We start from the raw sequence: 25,836 nt of genomic DNA, 5'->3' as shown, positions 1-25,836 counted from the left end.
AAGCATCCTGAAGATGCTTTTCAATCCATTAAAAGTTTTTACAACTTATTTGCCGTAAGTTTTCTGCAAATATTTCACTATTTTTGCAGACTCAAACAAGCGTGTTTGTGTATTTGGATCGATTAAAAATGGGACTTGAATATTATTCCCCATGACCTTTAAAACTTGTTCTCGCTTACCACCCGCCAAAGGTACATATTTACCGGGTTTTAAGCGTAGTTTTGCCAAACCCTGATCTTGCCAACGCTCTTTAGCGACATTATGGAACTTATAAGGCAATTCAAGCTCTGTAAGTACACCTCGTACAATTCGCGTATAAGGACTACTTTCAAAACCCCATAATTCAAGTAATTGCTTAGGTGCAGCACGCTGAGTAATCTTTTGATTCACCCAAACACCACGTGCGCCATTCAGCAACGTACCCGCTAAAGCCACATAAGGAATTTTTGGGTAATGCGCATATTTTTTCGGTGTTGTGCCTTTTTTACCATAATGTTTGAATAAATGCTGGATGATCTGCTCAGACTCATAAAGTTGATCACCAGTATTTTCATCTATTAAAAATGGAAATTGAGTTTTACCACCCAATTCTTTCACCAAAGGTCGATATTTTGTACCGCCTTTGGGACATGGATAGACCTCATAATCTAAATTTAATAAGGTCATGACTTCTCGCACACGACGGCAAAATGGTGAACCCTCAAACTCATATAACTTTAAAGCTTTTTCAGGTTGCTTAGGAAAAGCAGTACCGTTCACACCACGCCCACCTTCAGTCAGCATGGATGCCAAAGCCTGTATCACTTTAATTTGATGATGCACCATTTTGTTTTCCTTTTTATATGCAAAACTGTCAATCACTTAAGCAAGTGGCTTATAGCTCTACCAGTTTTTCCTTTGCCACAATAATACCGTTGTTATCGGCATAGACGTAATCGCCCGAATTAAAAGTCACTTGTCCAAAATGCAAAGCCACATCGACTTCACCTACACCTTTACGGTTACTTTTTTGTGGAATTGAAGCTAAAGCATGTACGCCTAGATCAAGTGCTGCAATTGCATCGACATCACGTACACAGCCGTAAATGATCACACCATTCCAGTGATTTTTTACTGCAGATTCTGCAATCAAGTCCCCCATTAATGCGCAGCGCATAGATGCACCACCATCTACCACCAACACTTTACCCGTGCCATCTGTAGCAAGTAACTCTTTCACACGTGAGTTATCTTCAAAACATTTTACTGTGACAACTTGTCCGCCAAAGGTTTTTCGAGCACCGTAACTTTTGAAAAATTTGCCATCTAAAGATGGAATCACCACTTGAAGGTTGTGGTCAGGATGGTCATCTAATAAGTCACAGGTCACAAATGGTACTGTAGACACGTCTTTCCCCTTTTACTTGGTTTTTTGTATTTGTAAATTATCATAGATTTGGTATTTATGAATTTGTGATTGCGCTGCCTCGACCATAGTATGAGCCACTTGCTTGGCTGTCACTGGCTTATATTGAAAATGCTGCGGGATAAAATGCGATATTTTATGATATAGCTTTTGACCTAGTCCTTCTAAACGGCGCTGTTCGTGACGCTCCCCCAACAATAAAGATGGACGCAAAATTGAGACTTTATCTAAATCTAGCATTTCAATATATTGTTCTAATTCGCCTTTTACGCGGTTATAAAACAATTTAGAGTTGGCATCGGCACCTAAAGCACTGACCAAGAGATAATGCGTACCTTTTGCCTGTAGTAATTCTGCGAAATGTACATTCATACTGTAATCCACCGCATAAAATGCTTGTTGAGAACCCGCCTTTTTTAAGGTGGTGCCTAAACAACTAAATGCATGGCTATAGCCACTCACGTCTTCATCATTGAGCAACAAAAAATCTTCTAGTATCAGACTTTGGACTTTTTCTAAGCTTTCTAATGCTGCACAAGGCTTACGTAAAACTACGGTAATTTTTTCACATTCAGGAAGCAGATTAAGCTGTTTAACCAAGTGCTGCCCAACCAAACCATTTGCACCAATTACAATTGCATTTTGAATAAAATTTGTCATTTTTTAAACAATCTCTGAGGCTTAGCCTTAATCTACCTGTTTCTTTCTGATTTTTCTGCATCTAATATGTTGTCAAAGCATGTCAAGACTTGACTTAACTGCCTAGTTTCATCAAAATATGGCACTTGTTTACGGGCTGGTGATAATTCTTCTGATGTTGGTTTTCGGAAGTAATTGCAGCCCGCCCAGACCAATCTATTTCAAGGAGTGCACGAGTGGCAAACTCTGCTCAAGCTAGAAAACGTGCTCGTCAAAACGTTAAAGCACGTAAACACAACGCAAGCTTACGTTCTATGGTTCGTACTTATTTAAAACGCACAATCGCTGCTATTGCTGCTGGTGATTACGCGGTTGCTACTGAAGCTTACAAAAAAGCTGTTCCAGTAATTGACCGTATGGCTGATAAAGGCATCATCCATAAGAACAAAGCAGCTCGTCATAAGAGCCGTTTAAACGCTCAAGTTAAAGCTTTAGCTTCTAACTAAGTGTTATCAGCAAAAGAAGCCCGTTAGGGCTTTTTTTGTGTCTGTTATTTGGCATATCTAATCTTTAACACCCGCTCGGACAATAAAAGCTTTGTACATACCGCTAAGCAATTATATCCTCAAAATAAAAAACACCTCCTGAACAAGTCAAAAGGTGTTTGGAATGCAAGATGATTATTTAACGTCTAGCAACAATTTACTTCAGCATTAGCCTTAAATTTTGTGGACTTAAATACGCCAGTTGCAAGCTGTTGTTGGCTTTTAATTGTGTCCATTGCTGGTTAGCTCCGCCCGTACAACCGTAGCGAATTAAACGTGCACGATTTTCTTTTAAATAGCCATGTTCTAAGTCAAAACATTGGCTGCCCTGACGAATCGTCCCCGAAGCAGTGTGCATTTCCCATACTTGGCTGTCTTTAGAGGTACTACAACTTGCCAATGACACCACATTGCCGTTATTGGTCAAACATTGATCCATCTCAGCTTTGCTATGAATACGCCCTAAACCATCATATATCCATTGTTCAGTTTCATCACCCGTACAAGCACTTGCACCACTGATATAGGCATTTTTCTGACCACTTGCCAATGTTTCAACTTTCAAACAGTTATTTCGATTTTTCATGAGTGTGGTTTCAGCCACTACATCTTCATTATCTAAACCAAGTTGCGTGACAAAACTGCTCAAAGCCCTTGTGGCTTCTGGTTTTGCTTTTTCTAAGTCAGCACGGTAAACATTCATCCAACGGTTTAATCGGTAGATGACATTTTGTTGCTGCTCGTAACGCTGTAACTGTTGCTGTGCAATAGAACTTAATTCCTGACGGTGAGCTGCATAAGAATCATATAACAGCTGTGCTGCAGGTTTTAAAGCGACAACGGGTTGATTGGCTTGAGCCTCCAACTGTGCCTGAAACTCAGGTAATTCAATTTTTCTCAGTGCATCATAACCGTTCTCACGCCCAATTTTCACTGCAGGTTTTATGCTGTCGGTATATTGTGGAATATTCAGCGTAGATAATAGTTTTTCAGTTTCATTGGCTTTTTTACAGTACAACTGTACTTGTTGCGGCTGCTCATTCAGGGCTAAATTCACGTGTAACTTGTTGGCATTGCCTCGCATACGATTAGGAGACAAAGCCACGTTTTGGTTCCGATTGGCGTATTTAACATCTAACCAACATGCGGAATTTTCCAAACCACGTTGTGCAGCAGGTAAGTTATAGACATTCCCCCAGTTACTACGCGCAGCAGGATATAACACCCCTTGCTGAGTTTCAGGGTCATAGCCACCAATAATTGTAATGACAGGCACACCAAACAAGCGTGGTTTTAAATAATAACCATCAGCACTGTTATACCAAACCTCACTTGAGTTTGGCACTTTAGGATACACCACTTCCATTTGGCGCGTGTCTTTATTCCACAATTTATAACCACTTGGCGAACTTTGATCCCACACGTGACGTGCGCCAAAATGTGGCTGAATTCGGATATGCGTACTATAACCAGTGTAGTGGGTATAACGGGAAATACTACTATTGGTTGCACCGCCAGACATGGCATCCCAACCATAAGCATATTGTTTTAAGAAGTTTGGAACACCATTTTTTCCATCACCCAAATTTCGAGAATGCCATGCTAAATTTCCGCGCATTTTATTACGATAGCTAATATAGCCCCACCCACTGTCGGCATGGTGCGCAGCCCAAAACATGTTCTCGCCTTGAGAGCCAGGATAATGCCCTAAACCATAATGATGCCCAATTTCATGGCTAAACTCATTCCCCACCGAATCATAGAGTGTGAGCATACCATTACCCCCACTTAAGCCATGACTTTGATCACCATTGCTGTATTTACCACGCGCATGGTGAGTAATGACTGTTTGTGTCAGTTGGGGTTGTTGATGGCTCAACATGGAGGCACTGGTCACCCCCCAATTCGCAAGGTTAATGCCCACACTAAAGGTCGATTTTGCAGTATTTTCCCGCATATCCCCCGAGTAGACACCTCCTTCACCCGCACTTTGCGTATCGTAAATGGTACCATTTTCCACCATCACCCGATCTAATTGAATATCATCATATTTCGCTACAGTCATTTGTGCGGCAGGAATGGTCTGAAAATAATCGGTGCCCGCTTTTTCTGGTTCAAGCAACATATAATGCCCACCAGATTTTGGTGGTGCAGTTAATAAACCAATACGAATATTATTCAGCACCAACTCACCCGGTGCGGCAAAATCAATTTTTTCTGCTGGCAAAGTTCCGCTACGCTGCTTAGAATCCACCAAACGTAATTTCAAACCAGGGCGTATTTCATCCCAGTTTAATTTAGCTGACCATGCACGTTTACTGTATAGCACCTCTGCACGACCATCCTGATTGCTCTGATCTGAAGCAGGTAACTGAGCTGGATCAGCCAATGCAATACGACGTAACAAGCGTTCATTTTGATAGACTTCAACTTGTAAGGCGCTGATATTCTCCATACCCTGATTTGGCGTGACCAATAACAATGCTTCTTTTTCTGAGGTCAAACGCGGCATTTTTTTGCTTCGTTGCCATTCGGATCGACCACATGCCCTTGCGCGAATTGAATCATCGCCTGTAAATCACCTTCTAAATCATTACGCACTTCACGTGATTCAGAATTAGCGTTGTAATCAAAAAAACCGAGTGCAGACTGATTAATCACATCTTGCTTGGGTTCAGGATATGGATTGGCATGATTTGAATTAGTCGCCTCATCCCCACCGCCACCGCCGCCGCCACATGCTGCAAGCATAGATGATAATACACATACACTTAATAGACTAAGCGAAAACCGAGTCACATTTTTCATTAATTTTTTTACCCCAATGTCAATTATTGACTAAAAACAAAACAATAAACACATATTATTCAATGGCTTATAAAATCATATTAATAAGGTTATAAAATTTATGCAATCTACTGAAAAATGCAGCATTTAACTCAAAGCAATAAACTTGTTATTTTTTCTTAAAAATTGGCGTAAATAATTTAACAATAGCGCACGTATTGAACCCTGATTTTTGACCGAGTCAACAATCTAAATAAAAAGTGATAAAAGAAAATAAGAGAAAAATTTTTGAATATTTTTAGGTTTTAGACGAACGGTATGAGGAATGTCTAAGGCAATAAGAATTCGTATCCGCAATAATTCATGATTCGAACTGTAGCTATATTTTAGCCATGTATGCACTTCAGATATAAACAGCGTTTTGTCTAAACTTTTTGCCGAAATTGTGAGATATCTAAAGTATGAATTTGACCACGCCAAATCCATTTTAATTTAGATTCCAAGAACTCATCGCCCTCAAACCAGACAAAAAGCCCTTCCATCATGTCAGGCCAATCGCTTTGGGTAACTTCATTTCGTCCAGAAATAACGGCAATAATTGCAGCTAAAATTGTGTCGTGACTTACGGCCAAACTAAGACCATATTGATTGGTTGGATGCGTGTTATAAATCAGTTCAAGCACATCCACCACGCCATGTATTGGATGCTTCATGCCAGGCAAAGCATTATTCACAAAGCTATTAATAAAACCCAAAGCACCTTGCTTCTGAAAATATGGGCCCGCCTGTTTAATGTCCAAGACAAAACTGCCCGGCTCCACCAATAAGCCCTGCTCTACAATTTCAATATGATGGGTATTCGGCTCAAGGGTAATACCATCTGCGCCTTGAATCATCAAAGCAGCGGTATCGACACAACGTTGAATTGGACTTGAAATACAATGCTGAATCACACGGTCTGTATTTCCAACCAAGTAACCGCCCCAAGCTTCCGCCAGATCACGCCCTTGCTCAGTCAATTGCAAGTTATAGCCTGCCAACCCCTGACCCACCACAATTTCACGTATAGAATGACGAGTAAATAAAGTTACAGGAGTCTGAGCATCAGGCAATAAATCAATTGCTTTAAGCATACTTGCAGGGAGTAATTCTAATGCCATGATCTAGCCAAAATTTTAAATTGGTTAGCTGACACTATACCATGTTCAGCACTTTGCTCAATCTCACTTCGCCATAAGTCCTAGTGCCTGCAAAGCAATCTGCTTCATCTTGGCATTTTTATAGGCAATAAAACCGCCATTAAGCAAGGTATCACGCTGATTATATAAAAATGCACGACCTTGAAAATCGACTAAGCCTCCACCAATTCGCTCCAATAAACATTGTCCTGCACTGGTGTCCCATTCTGAAGTTGGGTGAAAACGCGGATAAATATCGACACGGTCTTCCAAAATCATACAAAATTTGTAGGCACTACCTGCTTTTAACTCTACATACTCGGTCAACTCTGCCAAAGCCTGTAAATATGCGCTGTACTGTGGTTTGCTTTGACTGCTATGACTTAGGCCTATATTCAAAATTGATGTTGTATGATCATTTGCTTGATACACATACCACTGCTGCGTCAAAATATGATATTTCAACGGCATGCCTTGTTCTGGGCAAAAGTAAATATTGTGTTCCCCAGGTACTGCTAACACTGCAAAAGTCGTTACCGCACCACGAATTAGACTCAGGTTAATTGTAAATTCAGGGCGTTGGTGTAAAAACTCTTTGGTTCCATCTAAAGGATCAAGCAACCAAAACTCATGCCATGCTTGCCGTTGGCTTTGCTCACCTTCTTCTGACAGCAACGGCAAAGTAGAAATTTCAGCCAAAGCCTGCGTTAAATAATGATTTACTCGATAATCTGCTTGAGTAACAGGTGAATTGTCGTTTTTTTTCTCTACATCAAATGTCGCACCCGAGCAATATTGCTGAAACTCCTGATTGAGAATGTCACATGCTTGCACCATCACGGGAAGCAACTGCTCAATCAGTGCATGCTGCGGTTGCGTTGTTTTTATAAACATAGATTATCCTTGATCAGTGTCATTTTGACACTTCTTACGCATTACATGGGTTCTATTGTAATAAAATTTATGAGCTATGCGATGTCTAAAACCCTAAATTTATTTAGCGCTTATGACCAATTCATTAATGTTCACACTGACGTATATTTTATGAAAATCATTTATCTAAAATATAATTTCTTGTTTGCAATATCTATAAATAAAAAAATGTAAATATCCGATTAATCTTTAAATGGATTGGATAAACTTTTCTTAAACATTGATAAAGCCAATCCGCCACTTACCACTAATAAAATTCCCACAATCACCAAATAAGTTTCGCCACCAATAAAACCGAGAATAATTGCAGCAATACCTAAAAGTCCTAAAATCGTAGTAATGGCAATTCCTAAAATAGACATCACAGTTCCTTTATTTTATTTAATGACTAAAAATTGTGATTATTATCAGCGATCACTCTGTCACATTCATGCCAATTTTGATAGTTAAAACGTAACATTTGCATGTGATAATTCACATTTATATACAGAACCCATACTAAGAATAATCACTATAAAGCATGATGATTTCACTTTGGTAACTTGAAGCTTAAATAATAATTATGACAGCTTTGTGCATTTTGCTTGATCACAAAGATTAATCAGCAGTGTTAGGTCAAATTTATGTCTTAAATCACAAACCCATCAAATAAAAAGCCTGATATAAAAATATCAGGCTCTTATTTATGTACACAAATTTGTACATATAAAAAATATATGCTTTTAAAAGCGTTTAATCTTTTTCAAGGAAAGTCAATTCACCTTCATCTGACGTGATTTTAATTTTAACTTTACGGTAACTGCGTTTATCAGGGTTTAAAGCAGACTCTGAAACATGATGAGCAAATTTTTCATCTCCCATCAAATGCGTAAATAGTTTATACCCTATACGCATTTTCTTAATTTTTTTCTTCTTTTTCTCAAATTCATCTAACTGCTTATCTAAATACTTCAAATCTAAATACTGTTGTTCAGCCATAGCTGACTCCCTAATTAAGCTAAGTTTTGCATTCTATTGCTACGCTTATACAGTTTAAAAAATACAGCACTATGTCAAAAAAATAGTTTTTGTGAACGCTACAGTAAGATTTTAAAAAATTGACTGAATCTTAGAATTTCAAATTCAAAACTGCATAAATTTCACACATTCAGCCTAACATAAAACCTCAAATAATCGGACAGTATTTTGTGTTATTCGCCAAGCATGCTTAAATGAGCCTGTTTACTTTACCTATTGGCAATATTTCAGGGTAGCTCAATGCAAAAAAATATCATCATGTTTGACATGGATGGCACACTGTTAGACCTCGCTTATGATGATTTTATCTGGAATGAACAACTGCCTATTCGTTATGCAGAAGTTCATGGCTGTTCTTTAGCACGCAGTAAAGAAATTTTATATGATTTTTATCAGGCACATAGTCACACCCTCGAATGGTACTCATCCAGCTTTTGGACTGCAAAGGTTGGAATTGACATGCTTGCCATGCAACTTGAATACAAAAACCAAGTCACCTTGCGTCCACAGGCAATTGAACTATTAGACTACTTAAAAAATAAGGGCTACCGACTTTGGCTCACAACTAATGCCGACTGCGCAGGCTTAGATTTTAAATTAGCGCATACAGGTTTAGCGCATTATTTTGAAGTTATTGTTAGCTCTGAGAGTATTGGTTACGCCAAAGAACGGATTGAATTTTGGCAAAAGTTACAACAGTTGCATCCTTTTCAAGCCGAAGACTGCTATTTTATAGATGACACTGAAAAAGTGTTAAATGGTGCCAAAAGCTTTGGCATTGGTCGCTTGTTAAGTATTGCTCAGCCTTCTTCGGCAAAGCCTGCTCGCCAGACTTGTAATTACCCTATGCTGCACCAATTAACAGATTTAATTCCTGTCTTAGAACAATTTGAGGACACTCAAAAATATGCCTAAAACTTCGTCACACGAAGCAATCGAAAGCATCCGAATTGATAAATGGCTATGGGCTGCACGTTTTTTTAAAACCCGCTCTATTGCAAAAGCGGCCATTGAAGGCGGTAAAGTTCATCACAATGGCGAACGCGTGAAAGTTTCCAAAGAAATTCGTGTAGGTACTGAACTGACTATTCAACAAGGCTTTGATAAAAAAACGGTATTGGTCAAAGCCCTGTCAGGAGTACGTGGCCCTGCTCCTATCGCACAACAACTTTATGAAGAAACTGAAGTGAGTATTGCGCGCAGGGAATTGATTGCCACCCAAAGAAAGTTGCATAATCTAGCACGCCCTGATCATCGACCAAGTAAAAAAGACCGTCGTGACATCAGCAGATTTAAACAAGAGAATGATCAGCAATTTGACCAATTTTGGTCATATAATGATGATTAAATAGAGCGTCACAGGCTGTCGTACAGCTCGTGATATAAATAGAACTACAGGACAAATTCTGTCACTATATGCACGTGGAAACGATTTAAGTAAATACATCCACTTAAGTATATTATTTAGTGACATCGTATTGAGGTTGTAAGATGGATGAGAATAAAAGCAAGGCGCTGAATGCCGCTTTAAGCCAGATTGAAAAGCAATTTGGCAAGAACACTGTGATGCGTCTAGGCGACAACACTGTGCAAGCGGTAGAAGCAGTATCTACAGGCTCATTGACCCTAGACATCGCCTTGGGCATTGGCGGTTTACCTAAAGGCCGTATCATTGAAATTTACGGTCCTGAATCATCAGGTAAAACTACTATGACTCTGCAAGCTATTGCAGAGTGTCAAAAAGCAGGTGGAACCTGTGCCTTTATTGATGCCGAACACGCACTTGACCCTCAATATGCACGTAAACTTGGTGTAGATATTGACAACTTATTGGTATCTCAGCCTGACAATGGTGAACAAGCCCTTGAAATTGCAGATATGTTGGTACGTTCAGGTGCAATTGACCTGATTGTTGTCGACTCCGTTGCAGCCTTAACCCCTCGTGCCGAAATTGAAGGCGAAATGGGTGACTCACACATGGGCTTACAAGCACGTTTAATGAGTCAGGCCTTACGTAAAATCACGGGTAATGCTAAACGCTCGAACTGTATGGTGATTTTCATTAACCAAATTCGTATGAAAATTGGTGTAATGTTTGGTAGCCCTGAAACGACCACGGGCGGTAACGCACTGAAATTCTATGCCTCTGTTCGTTTAGATATTCGTCGTGTAGGTCAGGTTAAAGAAGGTGACGAAATTATTGGTTCAGAAACCAAAGTTAAAGTCGTTAAAAATAAAATGGCACCTCCATTTAAAGAAGCGTTATTCCAAATTCTTTATGGTAAAGGCGTTAACCACTTGGGCGAGTTGGTCGATTTAGCCGTTCAACAAAATATCGTACAAAAAGCAGGTGCTTGGTACTCTTATCAAGGCGATAAAATTGGTCAAGGTAAAAACAACACCATTCGCCACCTTGAAGAGCATCCTGAGCTTGCAAAAGGCATTGAAGCGATTATTCGTGAACAACTGTTGACTACAGGTCAAGCTGCCCCAGTAGAAGATAAAGACGAAGAAGAGTTTGACTTACTTGATGTTTAAGCATGCAGTAAGATGAACACAGACCGATTTAAATAAAACGCTCTACGGGGCGTTTTATTGTATATGGATGCCCCTTATTATGTCTGAGCCCAAATTTCCCAAACTGATTGATTACGCAGCCTTAAAACAACAATTTGGCGAGGATGCAGCGACATCGCAAACCGTGCATACGCATCAAGATACAGACGCTACACTACGTTTTACTTCCACTCATATCCAACCACTGTCTCAAAATAATAGCGATCATAAAGATGCAGTAGCTTATGAAGATGAAGGTGCAAGCAACGATCAAACACAACAAACAAAACGTCCAGGGCTTACAGGTTCTCGTTTACGCAGTTATGCCTTTGCCGTGCTCACACGCAAAGAATATTCTAAAAATGACTTAATTGAAAAATTAGCACTCTATGCAGACAACCGCGAGGAAGTGATTGCATTAGTCAATGAATTAGCACAAGAAAATTATCAAAGTGATCAGCGTCTTGCAGAAATGCTCTTGGCCAGTCAGAAACGCAAAGGCAAAGGGCCAAATCGCATAAAAATGGCACTTAAAAATAAAAAAGTAGATACAGCTTTGATCTCAGAAGAACTCAAAGAAACCGATTGGACAGAACAGGCCTATCAACTCAAAGTGAAAAAATTCGGCACAGAGGTTGCCAAAGAACCAAAACTAAAAGCCAAACAAATTCGGTTTTTACAATATCGAGGTTTTGATATGGATGCGATTATGAAAGCAATTCGTAGACAGGAACAAGAATTTTAAATTGAATAAAGAAGATAAATAATTATAATTTTTAAATCTGGTGGCAACCCTACCAGCAAGACTTCGGCACATCATAGTTCTACTACCGCTGCTACCTTCCGGTCCTGACGGGGTTCGTAGAGTACAATTGCGAAGTAACCGGCAGGGCTACCATTGCAAAACAGAGTATAGAGATTTTTAGCAAACTTGCAAGTGTTGAACAAAATTTCCTGCGTTAAAGCTATCCATTTGATTATTTTAAAAACAACTCAATCAATTTGATGTATTTATAGTGACAAAATCAAACCTCTTGCTTTAACAGCATACCATTCAAATTAAATTTACTTGGTTTAGATATATCAAATTCACAATCAGCACAGATTGATAATAAGTTTGTAAAAGCTTATTGCATTTCCCTGCACGGACGTTTTAAATGTCAAAATGACAAGATTAACGGATTGTGCCTTTTCATATAGGGGTGCGCAATTCACACAAGATTTAAATGGATATTCAACTATGCTAAAAAAGCATGCACTCTGTGCCCTTGCCCTACTGTGCTCTACATCTGTATTTGCTAATATTCCAATTGAAAGTCACAACCTTAGCCAAAGCAGTGCCAACTATGCCAACAGCCCCGCAATCGGGACAACAAACATGGGAACAGCCAATGTTCCTACCAATGTAAATTGGCAATTAATGCAAAAAAATCAACAATTAGAAAATGATATCCGTCAATTACGTGGCAAAATGGAAGAGCAGGAAAATGAAATTTCACAGCTCAAGCACGAATTACAAAACCGTTATACAGATTTAGATCAACGCTTAGAATTACTACAGCAAAAAGTCGATCCTGAGTCTGCACCAATGTCTGAGGAGGATAACCAAAAGGATAGCTCTCCCAGCCCCAGTAACAACCAGTTAAACATTCCAGCGCCTCAGTCTGCAAACAATGCGACACCAACGGCACAAGGCTTAAATGCCAATATTGAGCAGGAAAAAGCAGCATATACCATCGCACTAGATGCTTATAAGCAAGGTGGGGCCAAAAAAGCCATTGCACCCATGCAAAATTTCATTAAAAACCATCCAGACAGCGTGTATATCAGTAATGCTTACTTCTGGTTGGCTGAGTTTAATTTAGCAATTGAACCTACCAATTACACGGAAGCTAAAAAGAATTTTGAAATTGTAGCAACTAAATACCCGCAATCTGCAAAAGCTGCCAGTGCTTTATACCGCTTATATAGTATTGCCAAAGATGTTGACCATAAACCTGCTTTAGCAGGCCAATATAGAAGCAAAATTCTCAGTCAATATCCTCAATCTGAAGAAGCAGGCTTCGTAAAATAAACTTAAGCTATTGCAAATTTAAGCCAATAAAAAAAGACATCCGAGGATGTCTTTTAATTTTTTGATGCAATGAGCATTAAACAAATTTATATCTTAACGTACGATACCACGTTCAGACTGTTCCAGAGAATCAATCAAACGCTGTGCTTCTGCCACATTTGGCAAAATATCATCACGAATTTGTTGAATGGCCTGCTCTGTCGTTAATCCAGATTTATAAATCAGTTTAAAGGCTTCTCGAAGACCTTGAATCACATCCTTCGACCAACCTTTACGACGCATGCCTTCCACATTCATTGCAAACGCATGTGCAGGATTACCAGACACCATTACATATGCAGGTACATCTTTAAGAATAAGTGATGCACCACCAATCATGCTGAAAGAATCAATTTTACAGAACTGATGAATACCCGAGTTTCCACCCACAACTACATAATCACCCACATGCACATGGCCTGCCACGCCAACATTATTGGCAAAAATATTGTGATCACCCACCATACAGTCGTGAGCAATATGCGTATTCACCATGAGTAGATTGTGACTACCAATTTTGGTCAGGCTGTTATCTTGTACCGTACCACGATGCAGACTGCAATGTTCACGAATCTTGTTGTGATCACCAATTTCTAACCAAGTTTCCTCGCCCGCATATTTCAAGTCTTGGCAGACTTCGCCTACGCTTGCGAACTGGAAGATTTCATTGTGCTGACCAATACGGGTATAACCCCCAATCACCACATGTGAATGAAGTTTTGTACCCTCACCAATCGTTACATTTGGGCCAACAATACAATATGGTCCAATTGTCACATCTGAAGCAATTACTGCAGATGAGTCAATTATAGCGGTTGGGTGAATGAGTGGGTTATTGCTCATGCTTGCTCTGTTTTCTGATGCGAAACCATAATTTCCGCGGTTGCTGCGACAACGCCATCAACGGTGGCGATACAATTATATTTGTAAATGCCTCGTTTTTGCATAACTAATTCCGATTTTAATACAAGTTGATCGCCTGCAACGACTTGTTTTTTAAATCGAACTTTTTCTGCGCCTGCAAAAAGAAACAGTGAACCTGCGCTTGGTTTCTCATTATTCATGATAAAACCTAGAATACCCGACACTTGTGCCAATGCTTCAACGATTAAAACGCCAGGCATGATCGGATAATTCGGGAAGTGGCCTTGCAAGAATTCTTCGTTAATAGATACATTTTTATAACCCACGATACCGTTATCAGTCACTTCGACAATGCGATCGACCAATAAAAATGGATAACGATGGGGTAAATATTCACGAATAGTTTGAATGTGCATTGGCAATTCAGGTTTAGTGAAGGTGCTAGAATTCGACTCAGTCATCATAATTATTTACGCAATTTAAAAGTTGATTCAAGGGACTCAATTTGAGATTGCATATCATCAAGTCTTTTCACCAATTGGGTCAATGGCACATCTGCTAATTGTCTGAGACGCACAACGGTACGTTTCCACTTTTGATTTTCAAACAAGCCAATACCTGAAGAATATTTCCCTGCTTCAGAAATATTATTTGTGACCATTGACATTCCCGTCAAAGTCACATTATCGGCAATATTTAAGTGCCCTGAAATTGCACTTCCACCACCAATGATACAGTTTTTGCCAATCGTCACACTTCCTGCAACGGCAGTCTTTGCCGCAATTGCGGTATGTGCACCAAGTTTGACGTTATGTGCGATTTGCACAAGATTATCAACAATGACGCCATCTTCCAAAATTGTATCGTTTAATGCGCCACGGTCGATGCTGCTGTTCGAGCCAATACGGACATCGTTGCCAATAATGACTGAACCGAGTTGTGCGATACGATGCCATTTTCCCTGATAAGGCGCAAAGCCAAAGCCTTCACTACCAATTACCGTGTTGGCATGAATACGTACCCGATCCCCCAGTTTAGCCTCACCTGTTAAGGTCACGTGAGAATCGATAAAACACTGTTGACCAATTTCAACAAAATCATCAATTTTACAATGCGATTGCACAATCGTATTGTCACCCACAACACAGTTTTCACCAATCACCACATAATGACCAATATAGGCACTATCGGCAATCATGGCAGATGGATGAATTTGTGCAGTGCTTTCAATACCACGTTGAGTATGTTTGCGCTCAAACACATGAGTCAGAATTGCAAAAGCCAAATACGGGTTATCCACCACAATAAAGTTATGATGGTTGTCTAACTCAGCTTGCAGTTGAGCAGTCACAATAAAAGCCCCCGCTTGGGAGCTACGTGCTTGTGCTAAATACTTATCGCCATTTACGAATGTAAGTTGATCTGCTTGAGCACACTCAAGGCTTGCCAAACCTCGCAAACGTAAATCGGCCTGTCCAATGTATTGACCTTGAACTAGAGCAGCAATGTCTTCTAAGCGATAATATTGAGAACTCATTGATTATTTAATTGCGTTAACCTTTTGAATCATTTTATCAGTTAAATCATGCTTCGGGTCATAGGCAAGTGCTGAGTTTTTATTCAAAACCACATCTAAACCATTTTCTTTACGCAATTGTTCAGCAATTTGCTTCAAACGTGTTTCAAAACCATCGTTAATTTTCTGCAATTCTGCCTGAACACGGGTTTGTACAACTTGCTGCAAACCATTAAATTCTTTTAGCTTGGCTTGGAATTGGGTATTCATTTTCTGCTTTTCAGCATCAGATAAATTGTTAGATTGTTGCGCACGCTGCTGCATGGTTTCTAACTCTTTGGCCAATTGCTCAAGTTTAGTGGTTTGCGGTTTAACTGATTGTTGCAATGCCAAATTTTGCTGTTTGAGATAACTGCTGCTTTCAACAACACGTTCCAAGCTCACCACACCATAACCTGCAGCATGCGCCACAGCAGCCATGCTAGACAAACCAAACAATGCCAAACTCAATATTGTTTTTTTCATGTGCTACATCCTGTGTTTAAACGATCCAATTTGGGTCGTACTTAGAAAGTACGACCAATTTCAAATTGGATATTTTTGGTGTCATCGCCTTGTTTATCATTCAATGGATATGCATAGCTAAGTGACAATGGACCAATCATGGTAATCCAAGTAAAGCCTACACCCACGCTATAACGCATCTCGCCGAAGTCAAAGCCGTAGTTGTCTTTACAATATTGCTTCGCATTCACAGAAGCCCCATTCACAAAAATATTTGAATCAGAAACATTACACTGAGTATCAAAAACTTGTGCGCCTTCTGCAAAAATCACTGGACGAACTTGACGTGTCCAATCCCCTTTAAATGGCACTGGTAGAGCCAATTCTGTACCAAATTGTACTAAGGCATTACCACCCACTTCTTCTGGAGATAGATCTGATTGTTCCGTATCAGAGAAATATACGCCTGGATATTTTGGTCCTAGGGTACTGTTGTCGTAACCACGCACCGAACCATAACCACCTGCATAGAAGTTTTTATAGAACGGCAAATCATTACCAAAACCTATCTTACCATAGCCACGTAAGACAAAATCTTTACCTAATGGAAAGTAAGCTTGAGCATCATAAGTGACTTTTTGAAATTCTACATCACTGCCCGGTAAGGCAATTTCAGCATTAACACGATGCGACATACCATTGGTTGGGAAAATCGGACGGTTTAAAGTGTTATATGACCAGCCTAAATTTAAGTTATAAGTTAGGAAGTCTCCTTTAAACTCTTTACCATACGTAATTGTCTTAATTGGCACGCCATCTTTATCTACGCATTGCCCAGATGTTGCCTCTATTGCACCTGGACAATGGTCACCTTTTACTGTTTCTTTCCCGCCATTTCTTTCTAAATAATCTGCCACATAAGTCGAAACATAAGGCCCTGTAGTCACTTCAGTTTGGTCAATGTTTAAACCTGCACTAATACTTTGGTTCTCATCAATTGGGTAACCAAAGTTAATACCACCACCAAAACTGTCTGTCACATAGTTGTTAACGTTATAGTCATCATCCAACTTGGTTTTGCGGTAGTACATGTTATAACCACGACGTACACCATCAATGGTAAAGTATGGGTCAGTCACACTCAGGTTATAATAGTCTTGCGTTTCAGAACGTGATAAATCAATCGAAACAGCATTACCTGTACCCAAGAAGTTAGTTTGACTTAAACCTGCCTGGAATGTCACACCACCACTTTGAGAGAAACCGACCGCTAAGGTACTGGTACCTGAGTGCTGTTCTTCTACATTTACATTTAAGTCAATTTGGTCTGGCACATTTGGAATACGCACTGGCTTAACATCAACCGTTTTAAAGAAGCCAGTACGTTCTAAACGCACTTTGGACAAGTCAATTTTTTCATTACTTGCCAATGCACCTTCCATTTGGCGCATTTCACGACGTAAAACTTCATCGGCAGTTTTGCTGTTGCCTGCGAAGTTAATACGACGCACAGTTACTTGCTGACCTGGGTTAATGTAGTAGTTTAAATCGACAAGTTTGGTTTCTTTGTCAATTTGCGGAACAATATTGACTTCGGCATAGTAATAGCCTGCATTACCATATTTACGCAGCAACAATTGTTTTACTGCATTCACTTTTTCTTGTGAATAGGTTTCACCATCTTTGTAAATTTGCAGTGCGGTCAGTTCTTCAGGCTTATATAACGCATCTCCCAAGAATTTACTCTCACCGAACTTAAATTGCTCACCTTCATCTACAGACACTTCAACAAAGATATGCTTTTTATCTTCGCTCAAGTTCAAACTTGAATTGGTAATATTGAAGTTGATGTAACCTTTATTGAGGTATAGAGCTCGCAATGCTTCAAGACTTGCCGCCATTTTTTCGCGTGCATAGCGGTCATTACGGGTAACTATTGAACTCCAGCTACTTTCTTTTACCGCAAAAGCCTGTTTAATTTCACTTTCTTTGAAAACCGTATTGCCAATGATGTTGATATCCACCACTTTAGCGGCTTTACCTTCAACAAACTCAACGGTTAAATCTACACGGTTATTAGGACGTGCCGTGGTGATGACGCGCACATCTGCATCATAACGACCCTGCTGCATATATTGCTGTTCAAGCTCAGACTCTAAAGTTTGCAATGCAGATTTTTTTAGCACTTCACCTTCAGCCACGCCCATTTTCTTTAAACCATCTTCCAATGCTTCTTTTGGAATCAGTTTATTGCCCTTAAATTCAACTTTAGAAATGATTGGACGTTCAACCACTTTAAAAACCAGCGTGTCTGATTCACGCGTAGCTTGAATATCATCAAACAAACCTGTGGCATACAGTGAGCGAATCGCATTGGCTAAAACGGCCTCATTGACCCGATCACCACTATTGACTGGAATCATTCCATAGACATTGGCTGGCGTTAAACGAACAAGACCATCTATTTTTATATCTCGTACAATGAATTCATCTGCTGCATATACTTGTTGTGTTGCCGCCATTGCACTGATGAGTGCCAAGGGCATAAATAAATGTGTGTGCTGCATGCCAGTCTTTTCCAATGTTAAATTTATTTCGTATCTACGTTGTTATAAACGCATAATGTCATTAAATAATGCCAGAAGCATCATACTTCCAAGCAGTACCATACCAATTTTCAAACCAACTAATTGTATTTGTTCAGAAACAGGTTTACCACGAATCAGCTCGATAAAATAATAAACTAAATGTCCGCCATCCAACATTGGAATTGGCAATAAATTTAGAATTCCTAAGCTTACGCTCATGAGTGCCATAAAGGAAATGAAGGTTTGCCACCCCATCTCTGCACTTTGTCCTGCTACTTTGGCAATGGTAATTGGGCCAGATAAGTTATCTAAACCAATTAGACCACGTACCATTTTGACAATAGAGTTCAGAATCATGCTTGATAGCTGACCTGTTTTATCTACAGCCATCAATAATGCTTCGCTTGGGCTATACTGAATGGTTTGCTTATAGTCATCTGGAATTACAATTTTTCCAGGATCGCTTTGCACACCCAATACACCCGAAACATTACCCATGTTATCGCGTTTACCTTGCGGCATGACTTCCAGTTGCTGTATTTGATTATTGCGGAGCACATCAACTTTCAGTAATTTTTCTGGCGATGCCTGAACCACTTGTACCACGTCGTACCAGTCATTCATTTTTACGCCATCAATTGCCACAATTTGATCGCCCTCTTTCATGCCTTGACGAATCGCTGCACCATCTTCACTTAATTTGCTGACAATAGCTGGAATTTGTGGACGATAAGGTGTAAAACCCAGTACATCTAAAGGCGACTGAGATTGATCGTTAATAAAATTATGAATCGGAAGATTAAAGGTTTTGATTTCACCTGCACGTTCAGCCTTTACCTGAATATTGCCTGTTTCACCCACACGATCAACTAGAGCAAAGTTAAGTTTTTCCCACGTACTTACAGATGTACCATCAATGGCTGTGATTTTATCACCTACTTGCATTTGTGCAGCTGCTGCAGGTGTGTCTGCCAATACTTTACCTACGCGCGTATTCAGCTGCTCTTGAGCAGGTAAAAATAAAACCCAAAACAATAAAATGGCAAAAACCAAGTTAATGAGCGGCCCTGCTGCCACAATTGCAATCCGTTTCCACGGATGCTGACGGTTAAAAGCATAAGGTAGGTCTTCTTCAGCAACGCTTTCTTCACGCTCATCTAGCATTTTGACATAGCCACCTAAAGGCAATGCCGAAAGCTGATATTGAATACCCGACTTTTTAGAAGTCCATTTTAAAATAGTTGGTCCAAAGCCAATGGAATATACTAAAACTTTGACACCAAGCTTACGTGCAACAAAATAGTGCCCAAATTCATGTATTGCAATTAAAGGGCCAAGCAAAAGAATCGCAGCAACCACAATAAATAAGGCACTCATGCTTTAGCTTCCTTTATTTAATACAAAATGCTGTGCAATCGCACGAGCGTTTTGATCTGCCTGCAAAATCAGCTCAATGCTTTCAGCGGCTGAATTTTGTATCTGATTCAATGTATGCTCAACCACTGTCGCAATTTCGGTAAAACGAATCTGTTGCTTTAAAAAAGCATCGACAGCAATTTCATTGGCTGCATTTAAAATAGCAGGAGCCAAACCACTTTCTTGCATGGCTTGACGTGCCAAACTTAAGGCTGGGAAACGTGTAGTATCTGGCGCCTGAAAATCCAGCTGATGATTCACAAACAAATCTAATGGTGGTACATGCGTTTGAATACGCTGCGGCCATGCCAAAGCATGCGCAATTGGCGTACACATATCAGGATTACCCATTTGCGCCAAAGTTGAACCATCCACATATTGAACCATGGAGTGAATAATACTCTGTGGATGCACAACGACTGTAACAAAATGTTCTGAAATTGCAAAAAGATGGCACGCTTCGATTAATTCCAACCCTTTATTCATTAAGGTTGCAGAATCAACTGAAATTTTTTGTCCCATAGACCAGTTTGGATGTTTGCAGGCTTGCGCAGGAGTAACATGTTGTAATTCTTCTAGGCTATGTTTTAAAAATGGACCACCTGAAGCAGTCAATAAAATTTGCGATACGCCCAATTTAGGCTGTCCATTGCGTTCTGCTTGTAAATAATGTTCAGGTAAACACTGAAAAATCGCATTATGTTCAGAGTCTACTGGCAACAACAAAGCGCCATGTTCACGTGCTGCCTGCATCATGATATCACCCGACATCACCAATGCTTCTTTATTGGCCAATAATACACGCTTACCTGCTTTAACTGCTGCCAATGTTGGCAATAAGCCTGCAGCACCTACAATAGCTGCCATGACCACATCCACTTCAGGATGTTCAGCAACCGCAATTAGCCCCACTTCATCACTTAAAATTTCAATATTTGAAATTTGATTTTGGCGAAACAGTTGATGCAATTCATCTACTTTGGCGGCAGGTACAACCACAACTTTAGGATGGTACTGTTTGCATATTTGAACCAGTTCTTGAATTCGGCTATGGGCCGTGACTGCAAAAACTGAATACTGCTCAGGATGTTGTTGCAGTACTTTTAGGGTGCTTTGTCCAATTGAACCTGTCACACCCAAGATACAAACAGCTTGTGACATTTATAAATCTACGCCAATAAGTTTTAAAACATACATACCTGCAGCAAAAATTGGAGCTGCCGCAAGTAAAGAATCAATACGATCTAGCACACCGCCATGACCTGGCAAAACACGTCCAGAGTCTTTAATTCCTGCACGGCGTTTGATCATAGATTCAAATAAATCACCCAATACTGAGCTAAATACTGTAATGACTGAAAGAAGCAGGAATAAGATGTGTTGTGCCAAGGTCAGGTCTAAATATACCACCTCAACCACAATCACGATTAGCATAGCAGTGAACACACCACCATATAAGCCTTCTACGGACTTGTTTGGGCTGACATTCGGTGCAAGTTTTTTCTTGCCCAGTTTACGCCCAACAAAATAAGCACCAGAGTCTGCACCCCATACCAACAGGAATAGGTACATCAACCACCACGGTGAGCTTTCCCAAACTGAAAAAATAGCGGTGACTGCGGCAGAAATTAAAATGAAACCAATAAAGCTTAAGCTCGGGTTATACCATGCGTCATAATCTGGATAAGATTTAACCCAATAAATACTGAGTAACCATGTAAAAATTGAAGCTGCCCAAAGTAATAAGGCAATATCACTAAAATATAGTGCCATCGCTGCCAAAGCGGCAGTCAATACACCAAAGCCCCAAGCCATAGGCTTGAGTACGTAATTTGTTTTTCTTGGCATGAGTTTGAACCACTCATAGCCCGCAACCCCTGCTGCAACAATCATCAGCATAAACATTGGATAATGAGACTGAGTTGCAAACATGCAACTCAATACTACAGCGACCAATACCAATGCGGTAATAATCCGCTCTAACATGTATTAATTCTCAATTTTCTCTTGCTGAATTTGCTCAGAAGTTTTACCAAAACGACGTTCACGACCACCAAATACGGCCAGCGCATCGTCAAATTCTTCTATACAAAATTCAGGCCACAAGGTTTGGGTAAAATACAATTCAGCATACGCAGCTTGCCAAAGTAGAAAGTTGGACAATCTAAAATCGCCGCCTGTACGAATCAGAAGATCTACAGGTGGTAAGTCTGCCAGACTGACGTATTGACCAAACAAATGTGTATCTATCTGTTCAATTTCGATTTTATTTGCCACAACATCTGCTGCAATTTGTTTCGCAGCTTGTGCCATATCCCACATACCACCATAACTAATGGCAATTGTGAGTGTCATGCTATTGAAATTAGCAGTCCTTTGTTCAGCATGCAACATTAACTCGCGCAAATGCGGTGACAAACGTGAACGGTCACCAATAAAACGTAAGGCAATATTGAATTTTTCCATGCGTGGAAGTTGCTCATGAATTGTGGTTTCCAGCAATTGCATGAGTAAATCCACTTCAAACTGTGGACGGTTCCAGTTTTCACTCGAAAAAGCAAAAACGGTTAAAGCTTGAATATGTTTTTTTCTACAGTGTTCAACAATCGGGTCAAGCACATCTTTGCCAGAGCGATGTCCTTCCCCTTTTTGCATTTGATTTTTTTTTGCAAAACGATTGTTGCCATCCATAATGATGGCAACATGTTTTGGCAAAGACAAACAGTCTTCAGATGTGGTCATTGATTAGACCTTCATCAACTCAGCTTCTTTTGCAGCAAGACGCTTATCTACTTCTGCAACGTATTTGTCTGTGATTTTTTGAATATCATCTGCTGCACGGCGCTCATCATCCTCAGAAATTTCTTTTTCTTTCAATAAAGCTTTGATGTCGCCCAATACATCACGACGGATGTTACGAATCGCGACTTTGGCATTTTCAGCTTCAGAACGCGCCACTTTTTGCATATCACGACGAGTTTCTTCAGTCAATGCAGCAAGTGGTACACGAATCGCGTCTGCTGTAATTGGGTTTAGACCCAAATCTGACTCACGAATAGCTTTATCAATTGCAGACACCATTGAACGCTCAAATGGCTGAACCAATAAGGTACGTGAATCTTCAACACCAATGTTAGCAACTTGGTTTAATGGCACATCGGAACCGTAGTAAGAAACCATCACACCATTTAAAATAGATGGATGTGCACGACCTGTACGCACTTTGGCAAAACCATGTTCTAAAGACTCTAAAGTCTTGCTCATACGTTCTTCGCTGTCTTTTTTAAGATCGTTAATCATAAGATCTTCCTTACTGTATTCTAAAATTTGAGTCAAAATATAGGGTTAAATTAGTCTGTAGTATAAAGAGCTTTCAGGCTCACGTACATTAGTTCGTAACGTGAGTCCCTTCTTTTTCACCCATGACTACAGAAAGCAACGCACCTGCTTTATTCATATCAAATACTTGTAGCGGCACATTGTGGTCGCGGCACAAGCAGATTGCAGTTAAATCCATTACACCTAACTTTTCATCTAAAACTTGGTCAAAAGTTAAGGTGTCGTATTTCACAGCATCTTCGTATTTGCTTGGGTCTTTATTGTAAACGCCATCTACCTTAGTTGCTTTTAAGATTAAGTTGGCTTCAATTTCGATACCACGTAAACAAGCTGCAGTATCTGTTGTAAAGAATGGATTACCCGTGCCTGCAACAAATACGCATACTTCACCTTGTGTCAGGTGACGAATTGCATCTCGGCTTGAGTAAGACTCAACCACAGTGCCAATTGGTAATGCTGACATTAAACGAGTTTTGATGTTACGGCGTACCAAAGCATCACGCATGGCCAAACCATTCATCACAGTTGCCAACATACCCATTTGGTCACCAGTTACACGACCGACTAAGCCATCTTTTTGTAATTGGCTGCCACGATACAAGTTACCACCGCCCACAACAATACCAACTTCCACACCTAAACCAACCAAGTGTGCAATAGCCAAAGACATTTGATCGAGCACTTGCGCATCAATCCCCATGTCTTTATTGCCTGCAAGCGCTTCACCCGATAGTTTCAACAAGATACGTGCATAACGTGGCTTTTTTGAATCTAACATTGTCATTACTCCAATTCTAAATTCTAAACTTTAAATTCTTACAATTCGTCTGATTTACAACTTGAAATCTTAGTCAGAGAAACCCTAAGCAGACTTGACCTGAATCAGTTTGGCAAATAAGTCGTATTCATCGGCATCGGTGATTTCAACTTCAAGCAAATCACCTGCTTTAATTAAATTCTTGTCGATATCTTCTACAAATACGTTGCCATCAATTTCTGGTGCATCGGCATAAGAGCGTGCTACTGCCACTGGAAATTCCTCTTCCAAATCATCAACCAATACCGTCATAGTTTGACCAATACGCTTTTGAAGTTTGGCTGCAGAAATTTCTTGCTGAACCTGCATAAAACGCTCATAGCGTTCTTGTTTAATTTCTTCAGGCACATGATCAGGTAAATCGTTTGCTGCGGCACCTTCAACTGGTGAATAGGTAAAACAACCCACACGGTCTAGTTGCGCTTCTTTGAGCCAATCCAGCAAGATTTGGAAATCTTCTTCTGTTTCACCAGGGAAACCCACCACAAAGGTAGAACGAATAACTAACTCAGGGCATTTTTCACGCCACAGCTTTAAACGCTCTAAAGTGTTTTCGCTGTGTGCAGGACGCTTCATTAGCTTTAACACTTTCGGGCTGGCATGCTGAAACGGAATATCTAAATAAGGCAAAATCTTGCCTTGAGCCATTAAGTCAATCACAGCATCGACATGCGGATATGGATAGACATAGTGCAAACGCACCCAAATGCCCAACTGCCCTAAGGCTTCACACATATCATAGAATTTGGTTTTAACCGGCTGACCATTCCAAAAATCTAATTTGTACTTGGTATCTACACCATAGGCAGAAGTATCTTGAGAAATCACAAGTACTTCTTTTACGCCCGCACGTTTGAGTGCAGCAGCTTCTTCTAAAACTGAACCCACAGGACGTGAAACCAAATCACCACGCATGCTTGGAATAATACAGAAGGTACAACGATGGTTACAGCCTTCAGAAATTTTAAGGTAAGCATAATGCTTAGGCGTCAAACGGATGCCTTGTTCAGGAACCAAATCGATGAATGGATTATGCTTTGGCGGCTCAGGTACATACTGGTGTACCGCTTCCATAACTTCCTGATACGCTGCCGCGCCTGTGACTTTTAATACATTCGGGTGCATTTGACGAATCTTGTCTTCATCTTTACCCAAACAGCCTGTCACAATCACACGGCCATTGGCATTCATTGCTTCGCCAATCGCGTCTAAGGACTCTTGTACTGCAGATTCAATAAAACCACATGTATTGACAACAACTAAGTCTGCACCATCATAATCAGATGCAACATCGTAACCTTCAGTTTTTAACTGAGTTAAAATTCGTTCGGAATCTACCAATGCCTTAGGACAACCTAAAGAAACAAAACCGACTTTGGGGGATTTCATAGAATCTGCACTCCACTAGAATGCGCGTATTGTATGACTTTTCTTTGCATAAAAATAGAGAAATAGCCGACTCTTTGCATAATGCACCAAAATACAACCATTCAGGCTGAATGATTTATTTATCGCACCATTTTAATGCATTTTTTATTTACAGTGTTTCTGTTATCCGTTATATCTTGAAAATTCAGTCCAGTTGCAGCGCATTTTTTTGAACTTGCGAAGATAAATGC

25 protein-coding genes, 1 other RNA gene and 1 pseudogene are annotated in these 25,836 nt (G+C 40.0%); 6 read left to right on the top strand and 21 right to left on the bottom strand.

Annotated features, from left to right (window positions below; translation table 11 throughout):
- Nucleotides 1-45: 45 nt before the first annotated feature.
- Genes HHA42_RS04120 through HHA42_RS04110 form a run of 3 tightly spaced genes read right to left on the bottom strand, consistent with a single transcriptional unit; the run spans nt 46 to nt 2,065 of the window.
- Nucleotides 46-825, bottom strand: a complete 780-nt coding sequence (locus HHA42_RS04120) for a glutathione S-transferase N-terminal domain-containing protein (RefSeq protein WP_168525488.1) — start codon at nt 823-825, stop codon at nt 46-48.
- Between the two features lie 49 nt (nt 826-874).
- The gene (rraA, locus tag HHA42_RS04115; protein ID WP_168419375.1) at nt 875-1,387 is read right to left on the bottom strand and encodes a ribonuclease E activity regulator RraA; all 513 of its coding nucleotides are present in this window, start codon (nt 1,385-1,387) and stop codon (nt 875-877) included.
- Between the two features lie 12 nt (nt 1,388-1,399).
- Entirely contained in the window at nt 1,400-2,065 is a 666-nt protein-coding gene (locus HHA42_RS04110) for an NAD(P)H-binding protein (RefSeq protein ID WP_168525486.1), read from the bottom strand.
- A gap of 215 nt (nt 2,066-2,280) precedes the next feature.
- On the opposite strand from HHA42_RS04110, the gene rpsT reads away from it, so the two are divergent.
- Nucleotides 2,281-2,550, top strand: a complete 270-nt coding sequence (gene rpsT, locus HHA42_RS04105; RefSeq protein WP_004976669.1) for a 30S ribosomal protein S20 — start codon at nt 2,281-2,283, stop codon at nt 2,548-2,550.
- Nucleotides 2,551-2,746: 196 nt separating this feature from the next.
- Here the strand turns inward: rpsT and HHA42_RS04100 are convergent.
- The 5 genes and pseudogenes from HHA42_RS04100 to HHA42_RS04080 form a co-directional block, all read right to left on the bottom strand.
- Nucleotides 2,747-5,397 (bottom strand): annotated as a pseudogene (locus tag HHA42_RS04100) (M66 family metalloprotease).
- A gap of 404 nt (nt 5,398-5,801) precedes the next feature.
- Nucleotides 5,802-6,536: a histidine phosphatase family protein gene (locus HHA42_RS04095; RefSeq protein ID WP_168419373.1), complete on the bottom strand. Its 735-nt coding sequence runs from the start codon at nt 6,534-6,536 to the stop codon at nt 5,802-5,804.
- Nucleotides 6,537-6,599: 63 nt separating this feature from the next.
- On the bottom strand, nt 6,600-7,448 hold the full coding sequence (locus HHA42_RS04090) for a 3'(2'),5'-bisphosphate nucleotidase CysQ (RefSeq protein ID WP_168525484.1): 849 nt from the start codon (nt 7,446-7,448) through the stop codon (nt 6,600-6,602).
- A 221-nt stretch (nt 7,449-7,669) separates the two neighbouring features.
- The gene (locus HHA42_RS04085; protein ID WP_168419371.1) at nt 7,670-7,849 is read right to left on the bottom strand and encodes a hypothetical protein; all 180 of its coding nucleotides are present in this window, start codon (nt 7,847-7,849) and stop codon (nt 7,670-7,672) included.
- Between the two features lie 370 nt (nt 7,850-8,219).
- Nucleotides 8,220-8,465 carry a hypothetical protein gene (locus tag HHA42_RS04080; protein WP_104851912.1) on the bottom strand — a complete coding sequence of 82 codons (246 nt, stop codon included), beginning with the start codon at nt 8,463-8,465 and terminating at the stop codon, nt 8,220-8,222.
- A gap of 279 nt (nt 8,466-8,744) precedes the next feature.
- On the opposite strand from HHA42_RS04080, the gene HHA42_RS04075 reads away from it, so the two are divergent.
- From HHA42_RS04075 to HHA42_RS04060, 4 genes are all read left to right on the top strand, one after another.
- The gene (locus HHA42_RS04075) at nt 8,745-9,419 is read left to right on the top strand and encodes an HAD-IA family hydrolase (RefSeq protein WP_168525482.1); all 675 of its coding nucleotides are present in this window, start codon (nt 8,745-8,747) and stop codon (nt 9,417-9,419) included.
- Nucleotides 9,412-9,852, top strand: a complete 441-nt coding sequence (locus HHA42_RS04070) for a S4 domain-containing protein (protein ID WP_104851911.1) — start codon at nt 9,412-9,414, stop codon at nt 9,850-9,852. The genes HHA42_RS04075 and HHA42_RS04070 overlap by 8 nt, the downstream gene beginning before the upstream one ends.
- Nucleotides 9,853-9,995: 143 nt before the next feature.
- A complete protein-coding gene (gene recA, locus HHA42_RS04065; RefSeq protein WP_104851910.1) occupies nt 9,996-11,042 on the top strand; it encodes a recombinase RecA in 1,047 nt (348 codons plus the stop codon).
- A gap of 79 nt (nt 11,043-11,121) precedes the next feature.
- Nucleotides 11,122-11,805, top strand: coding sequence for a regulatory protein RecX (locus HHA42_RS04060; protein WP_168525480.1), 684 nt, complete (start codon nt 11,122-11,124; stop codon nt 11,803-11,805).
- Nucleotides 11,806-11,852: 47 nt separating this feature from the next.
- Here the strand turns inward: HHA42_RS04060 and ffs are convergent.
- Nucleotides 11,853-11,949: signal recognition particle sRNA small type (gene ffs, locus HHA42_RS04055), an RNA gene on the bottom strand.
- A 351-nt stretch (nt 11,950-12,300) separates the two neighbouring features.
- Between ffs and HHA42_RS04050 the strand changes: the two genes are divergently transcribed.
- Entirely contained in the window at nt 12,301-13,134 is an 834-nt protein-coding gene (locus tag HHA42_RS04050; protein ID WP_168525478.1) for a YbgF trimerization domain-containing protein, read from the top strand.
- A 93-nt stretch (nt 13,135-13,227) separates the two neighbouring features.
- Here the strand turns inward: HHA42_RS04050 and lpxA are convergent, their stop codons facing one another.
- From lpxA to rimO, 12 genes are all read right to left on the bottom strand, one after another.
- Entirely contained in the window at nt 13,228-14,016 is a 789-nt protein-coding gene (gene lpxA, locus HHA42_RS04045; RefSeq protein ID WP_168460295.1) for an acyl-ACP--UDP-N-acetylglucosamine O-acyltransferase, read from the bottom strand.
- Nucleotides 14,013-14,498, bottom strand: coding sequence for a 3-hydroxyacyl-ACP dehydratase FabZ (gene fabZ / locus HHA42_RS04040; protein WP_168418940.1), 486 nt, complete (start codon nt 14,496-14,498; stop codon nt 14,013-14,015). Before fabZ ends, lpxA begins: the two co-directional genes overlap by 4 nt.
- A 5-nt stretch (nt 14,499-14,503) precedes the next feature.
- Entirely contained in the window at nt 14,504-15,574 is a 1,071-nt protein-coding gene (lpxD, locus tag HHA42_RS04035; protein ID WP_168418939.1) for a UDP-3-O-(3-hydroxymyristoyl)glucosamine N-acyltransferase, read from the bottom strand.
- 3 nt (nt 15,575-15,577) lie between these two features.
- Complete coding sequence (locus HHA42_RS04030) at nt 15,578-16,078, bottom strand: OmpH family outer membrane protein (protein WP_168460293.1); 501 nt, start codon at nt 16,076-16,078, stop codon at nt 15,578-15,580.
- Nucleotides 16,079-16,119: 41 nt separating this feature from the next.
- A complete protein-coding gene (gene bamA, locus HHA42_RS04025; protein WP_216076198.1) occupies nt 16,120-18,624 on the bottom strand; it encodes an outer membrane protein assembly factor BamA in 2,505 nt (834 codons plus the stop codon).
- A 42-nt stretch (nt 18,625-18,666) separates the two neighbouring features.
- Nucleotides 18,667-20,022 (bottom strand): RIP metalloprotease RseP, encoded by a 1,356-nt coding sequence (gene rseP, locus HHA42_RS04020; RefSeq protein ID WP_168418937.1) that lies wholly within the window; start codon nt 20,020-20,022, stop codon nt 18,667-18,669.
- 3 nt (nt 20,023-20,025) lie between these two features.
- On the bottom strand, nt 20,026-21,222 hold the full coding sequence (gene ispC / locus HHA42_RS04015; RefSeq protein WP_168525476.1) for a 1-deoxy-D-xylulose-5-phosphate reductoisomerase: 1,197 nt from the start codon (nt 21,220-21,222) through the stop codon (nt 20,026-20,028).
- Entirely contained in the window at nt 21,223-22,047 is an 825-nt protein-coding gene (locus tag HHA42_RS04010) for a phosphatidate cytidylyltransferase (protein ID WP_168418935.1), read from the bottom strand. It lies immediately after the preceding gene.
- Between the two features lie 3 nt (nt 22,048-22,050).
- Complete coding sequence (gene uppS / locus HHA42_RS04005) at nt 22,051-22,803, bottom strand: polyprenyl diphosphate synthase (RefSeq protein WP_168418934.1); 753 nt, start codon at nt 22,801-22,803, stop codon at nt 22,051-22,053.
- Nucleotides 22,804-22,806: 3 nt separating this feature from the next.
- The gene (gene frr, locus HHA42_RS04000; RefSeq protein ID WP_004976711.1) at nt 22,807-23,361 is read right to left on the bottom strand and encodes a ribosome recycling factor; all 555 of its coding nucleotides are present in this window, start codon (nt 23,359-23,361) and stop codon (nt 22,807-22,809) included.
- An 88-nt stretch (nt 23,362-23,449) separates the two neighbouring features.
- The gene (gene pyrH, locus HHA42_RS03995; protein WP_019836498.1) at nt 23,450-24,178 is read right to left on the bottom strand and encodes a UMP kinase; all 729 of its coding nucleotides are present in this window, start codon (nt 24,176-24,178) and stop codon (nt 23,450-23,452) included.
- An 84-nt stretch (nt 24,179-24,262) separates the two neighbouring features.
- Entirely contained in the window at nt 24,263-25,606 is a 1,344-nt protein-coding gene (rimO, locus tag HHA42_RS03990; protein WP_168525474.1) for a 30S ribosomal protein S12 methylthiotransferase RimO, read from the bottom strand.
- Nucleotides 25,607-25,836: the final 230 nt, after the last annotated feature.

This window comes from Acinetobacter sp. A3 (genome assembly GCF_012371415.1).
GTDB lineage: Bacteria > Pseudomonadota > Gammaproteobacteria > Pseudomonadales > Moraxellaceae > Acinetobacter.
Note: the sequence above shows the minus strand (reverse complement) of the source record. Positions and strands in the feature narration are given on the sequence as shown.

What these genes read in the sequence shown, in the direction of transcription:
- HHA42_RS04090 (WP_168525484.1), bottom strand. Translation starts at nt 7,448, where the DNA reads ATGTTTATAAAAACAACGCAACCGCAGCATGCACTGATTGAGCAGTTG.
- HHA42_RS04050 (WP_168525478.1), top strand. Translation starts at nt 12,301, where the DNA reads ATGCTAAAAAAGCATGCACTCTGTGCCCTTGCCCTACTGTGCTCTACA.
- HHA42_RS04060 (WP_168525480.1), top strand. Translation starts at nt 11,122, where the DNA reads ATGTCTGAGCCCAAATTTCCCAAACTGATTGATTACGCAGCCTTAAAA.
- lpxA (WP_168460295.1), bottom strand. Translation starts at nt 14,016, where the DNA reads ATGAGCAATAACCCACTCATTCACCCAACCGCTATAATTGACTCATCT.
- HHA42_RS04110 (WP_168525486.1), bottom strand. Translation starts at nt 2,065, where the DNA reads ATGACAAATTTTATTCAAAATGCAATTGTAATTGGTGCAAATGGTTTG.
- HHA42_RS04085 (WP_168419371.1), bottom strand. Translation starts at nt 7,849, where the DNA reads ATGTCTATTTTAGGAATTGCCATTACTACGATTTTAGGACTTTTAGGT.
- ispC (WP_168525476.1), bottom strand. Translation starts at nt 21,222, where the DNA reads ATGTCACAAGCTGTTTGTATCTTGGGTGTGACAGGTTCAATTGGACAA.
- HHA42_RS04075 (WP_168525482.1), top strand. Translation starts at nt 8,745, where the DNA reads ATGCAAAAAAATATCATCATGTTTGACATGGATGGCACACTGTTAGAC.
- uppS (WP_168418934.1), bottom strand. Translation starts at nt 22,803, where the DNA reads ATGACCACATCTGAAGACTGTTTGTCTTTGCCAAAACATGTTGCCATC.
- HHA42_RS04010 (WP_168418935.1), bottom strand. Translation starts at nt 22,047, where the DNA reads ATGTTAGAGCGGATTATTACCGCATTGGTATTGGTCGCTGTAGTATTG.
- pyrH (WP_019836498.1), bottom strand. Translation starts at nt 24,178, where the DNA reads ATGTTAGATTCAAAAAAGCCACGTTATGCACGTATCTTGTTGAAACTA.
- HHA42_RS04030 (WP_168460293.1), bottom strand. Translation starts at nt 16,078, where the DNA reads ATGAAAAAAACAATATTGAGTTTGGCATTGTTTGGTTTGTCTAGCATG.
- rimO (WP_168525474.1), bottom strand. Translation starts at nt 25,606, where the DNA reads ATGAAATCCCCCAAAGTCGGTTTTGTTTCTTTAGGTTGTCCTAAGGCA.
- HHA42_RS04095 (WP_168419373.1), bottom strand. Translation starts at nt 6,536, where the DNA reads ATGGCATTAGAATTACTCCCTGCAAGTATGCTTAAAGCAATTGATTTA.
- rseP (WP_168418937.1), bottom strand. Translation starts at nt 20,022, where the DNA reads ATGAGTGCCTTATTTATTGTGGTTGCTGCGATTCTTTTGCTTGGCCCT.
- HHA42_RS04070 (WP_104851911.1), top strand. Translation starts at nt 9,412, where the DNA reads ATGCCTAAAACTTCGTCACACGAAGCAATCGAAAGCATCCGAATTGAT.
- recA (WP_104851910.1), top strand. Translation starts at nt 9,996, where the DNA reads ATGGATGAGAATAAAAGCAAGGCGCTGAATGCCGCTTTAAGCCAGATT.
- fabZ (WP_168418940.1), bottom strand. Translation starts at nt 14,498, where the DNA reads ATGACTGAGTCGAATTCTAGCACCTTCACTAAACCTGAATTGCCAATG.
- HHA42_RS04120 (WP_168525488.1), bottom strand. Translation starts at nt 825, where the DNA reads ATGGTGCATCATCAAATTAAAGTGATACAGGCTTTGGCATCCATGCTG.
- lpxD (WP_168418939.1), bottom strand. Translation starts at nt 15,574, where the DNA reads ATGAGTTCTCAATATTATCGCTTAGAAGACATTGCTGCTCTAGTTCAA.
- HHA42_RS04080 (WP_104851912.1), bottom strand. Translation starts at nt 8,465, where the DNA reads ATGGCTGAACAACAGTATTTAGATTTGAAGTATTTAGATAAGCAGTTA.
- frr (WP_004976711.1), bottom strand. Translation starts at nt 23,361, where the DNA reads ATGATTAACGATCTTAAAAAAGACAGCGAAGAACGTATGAGCAAGACT.
- bamA (WP_216076198.1), bottom strand. Translation starts at nt 18,624, where the DNA reads ATGCAGCACACACATTTATTTATGCCCTTGGCACTCATCAGTGCAATG.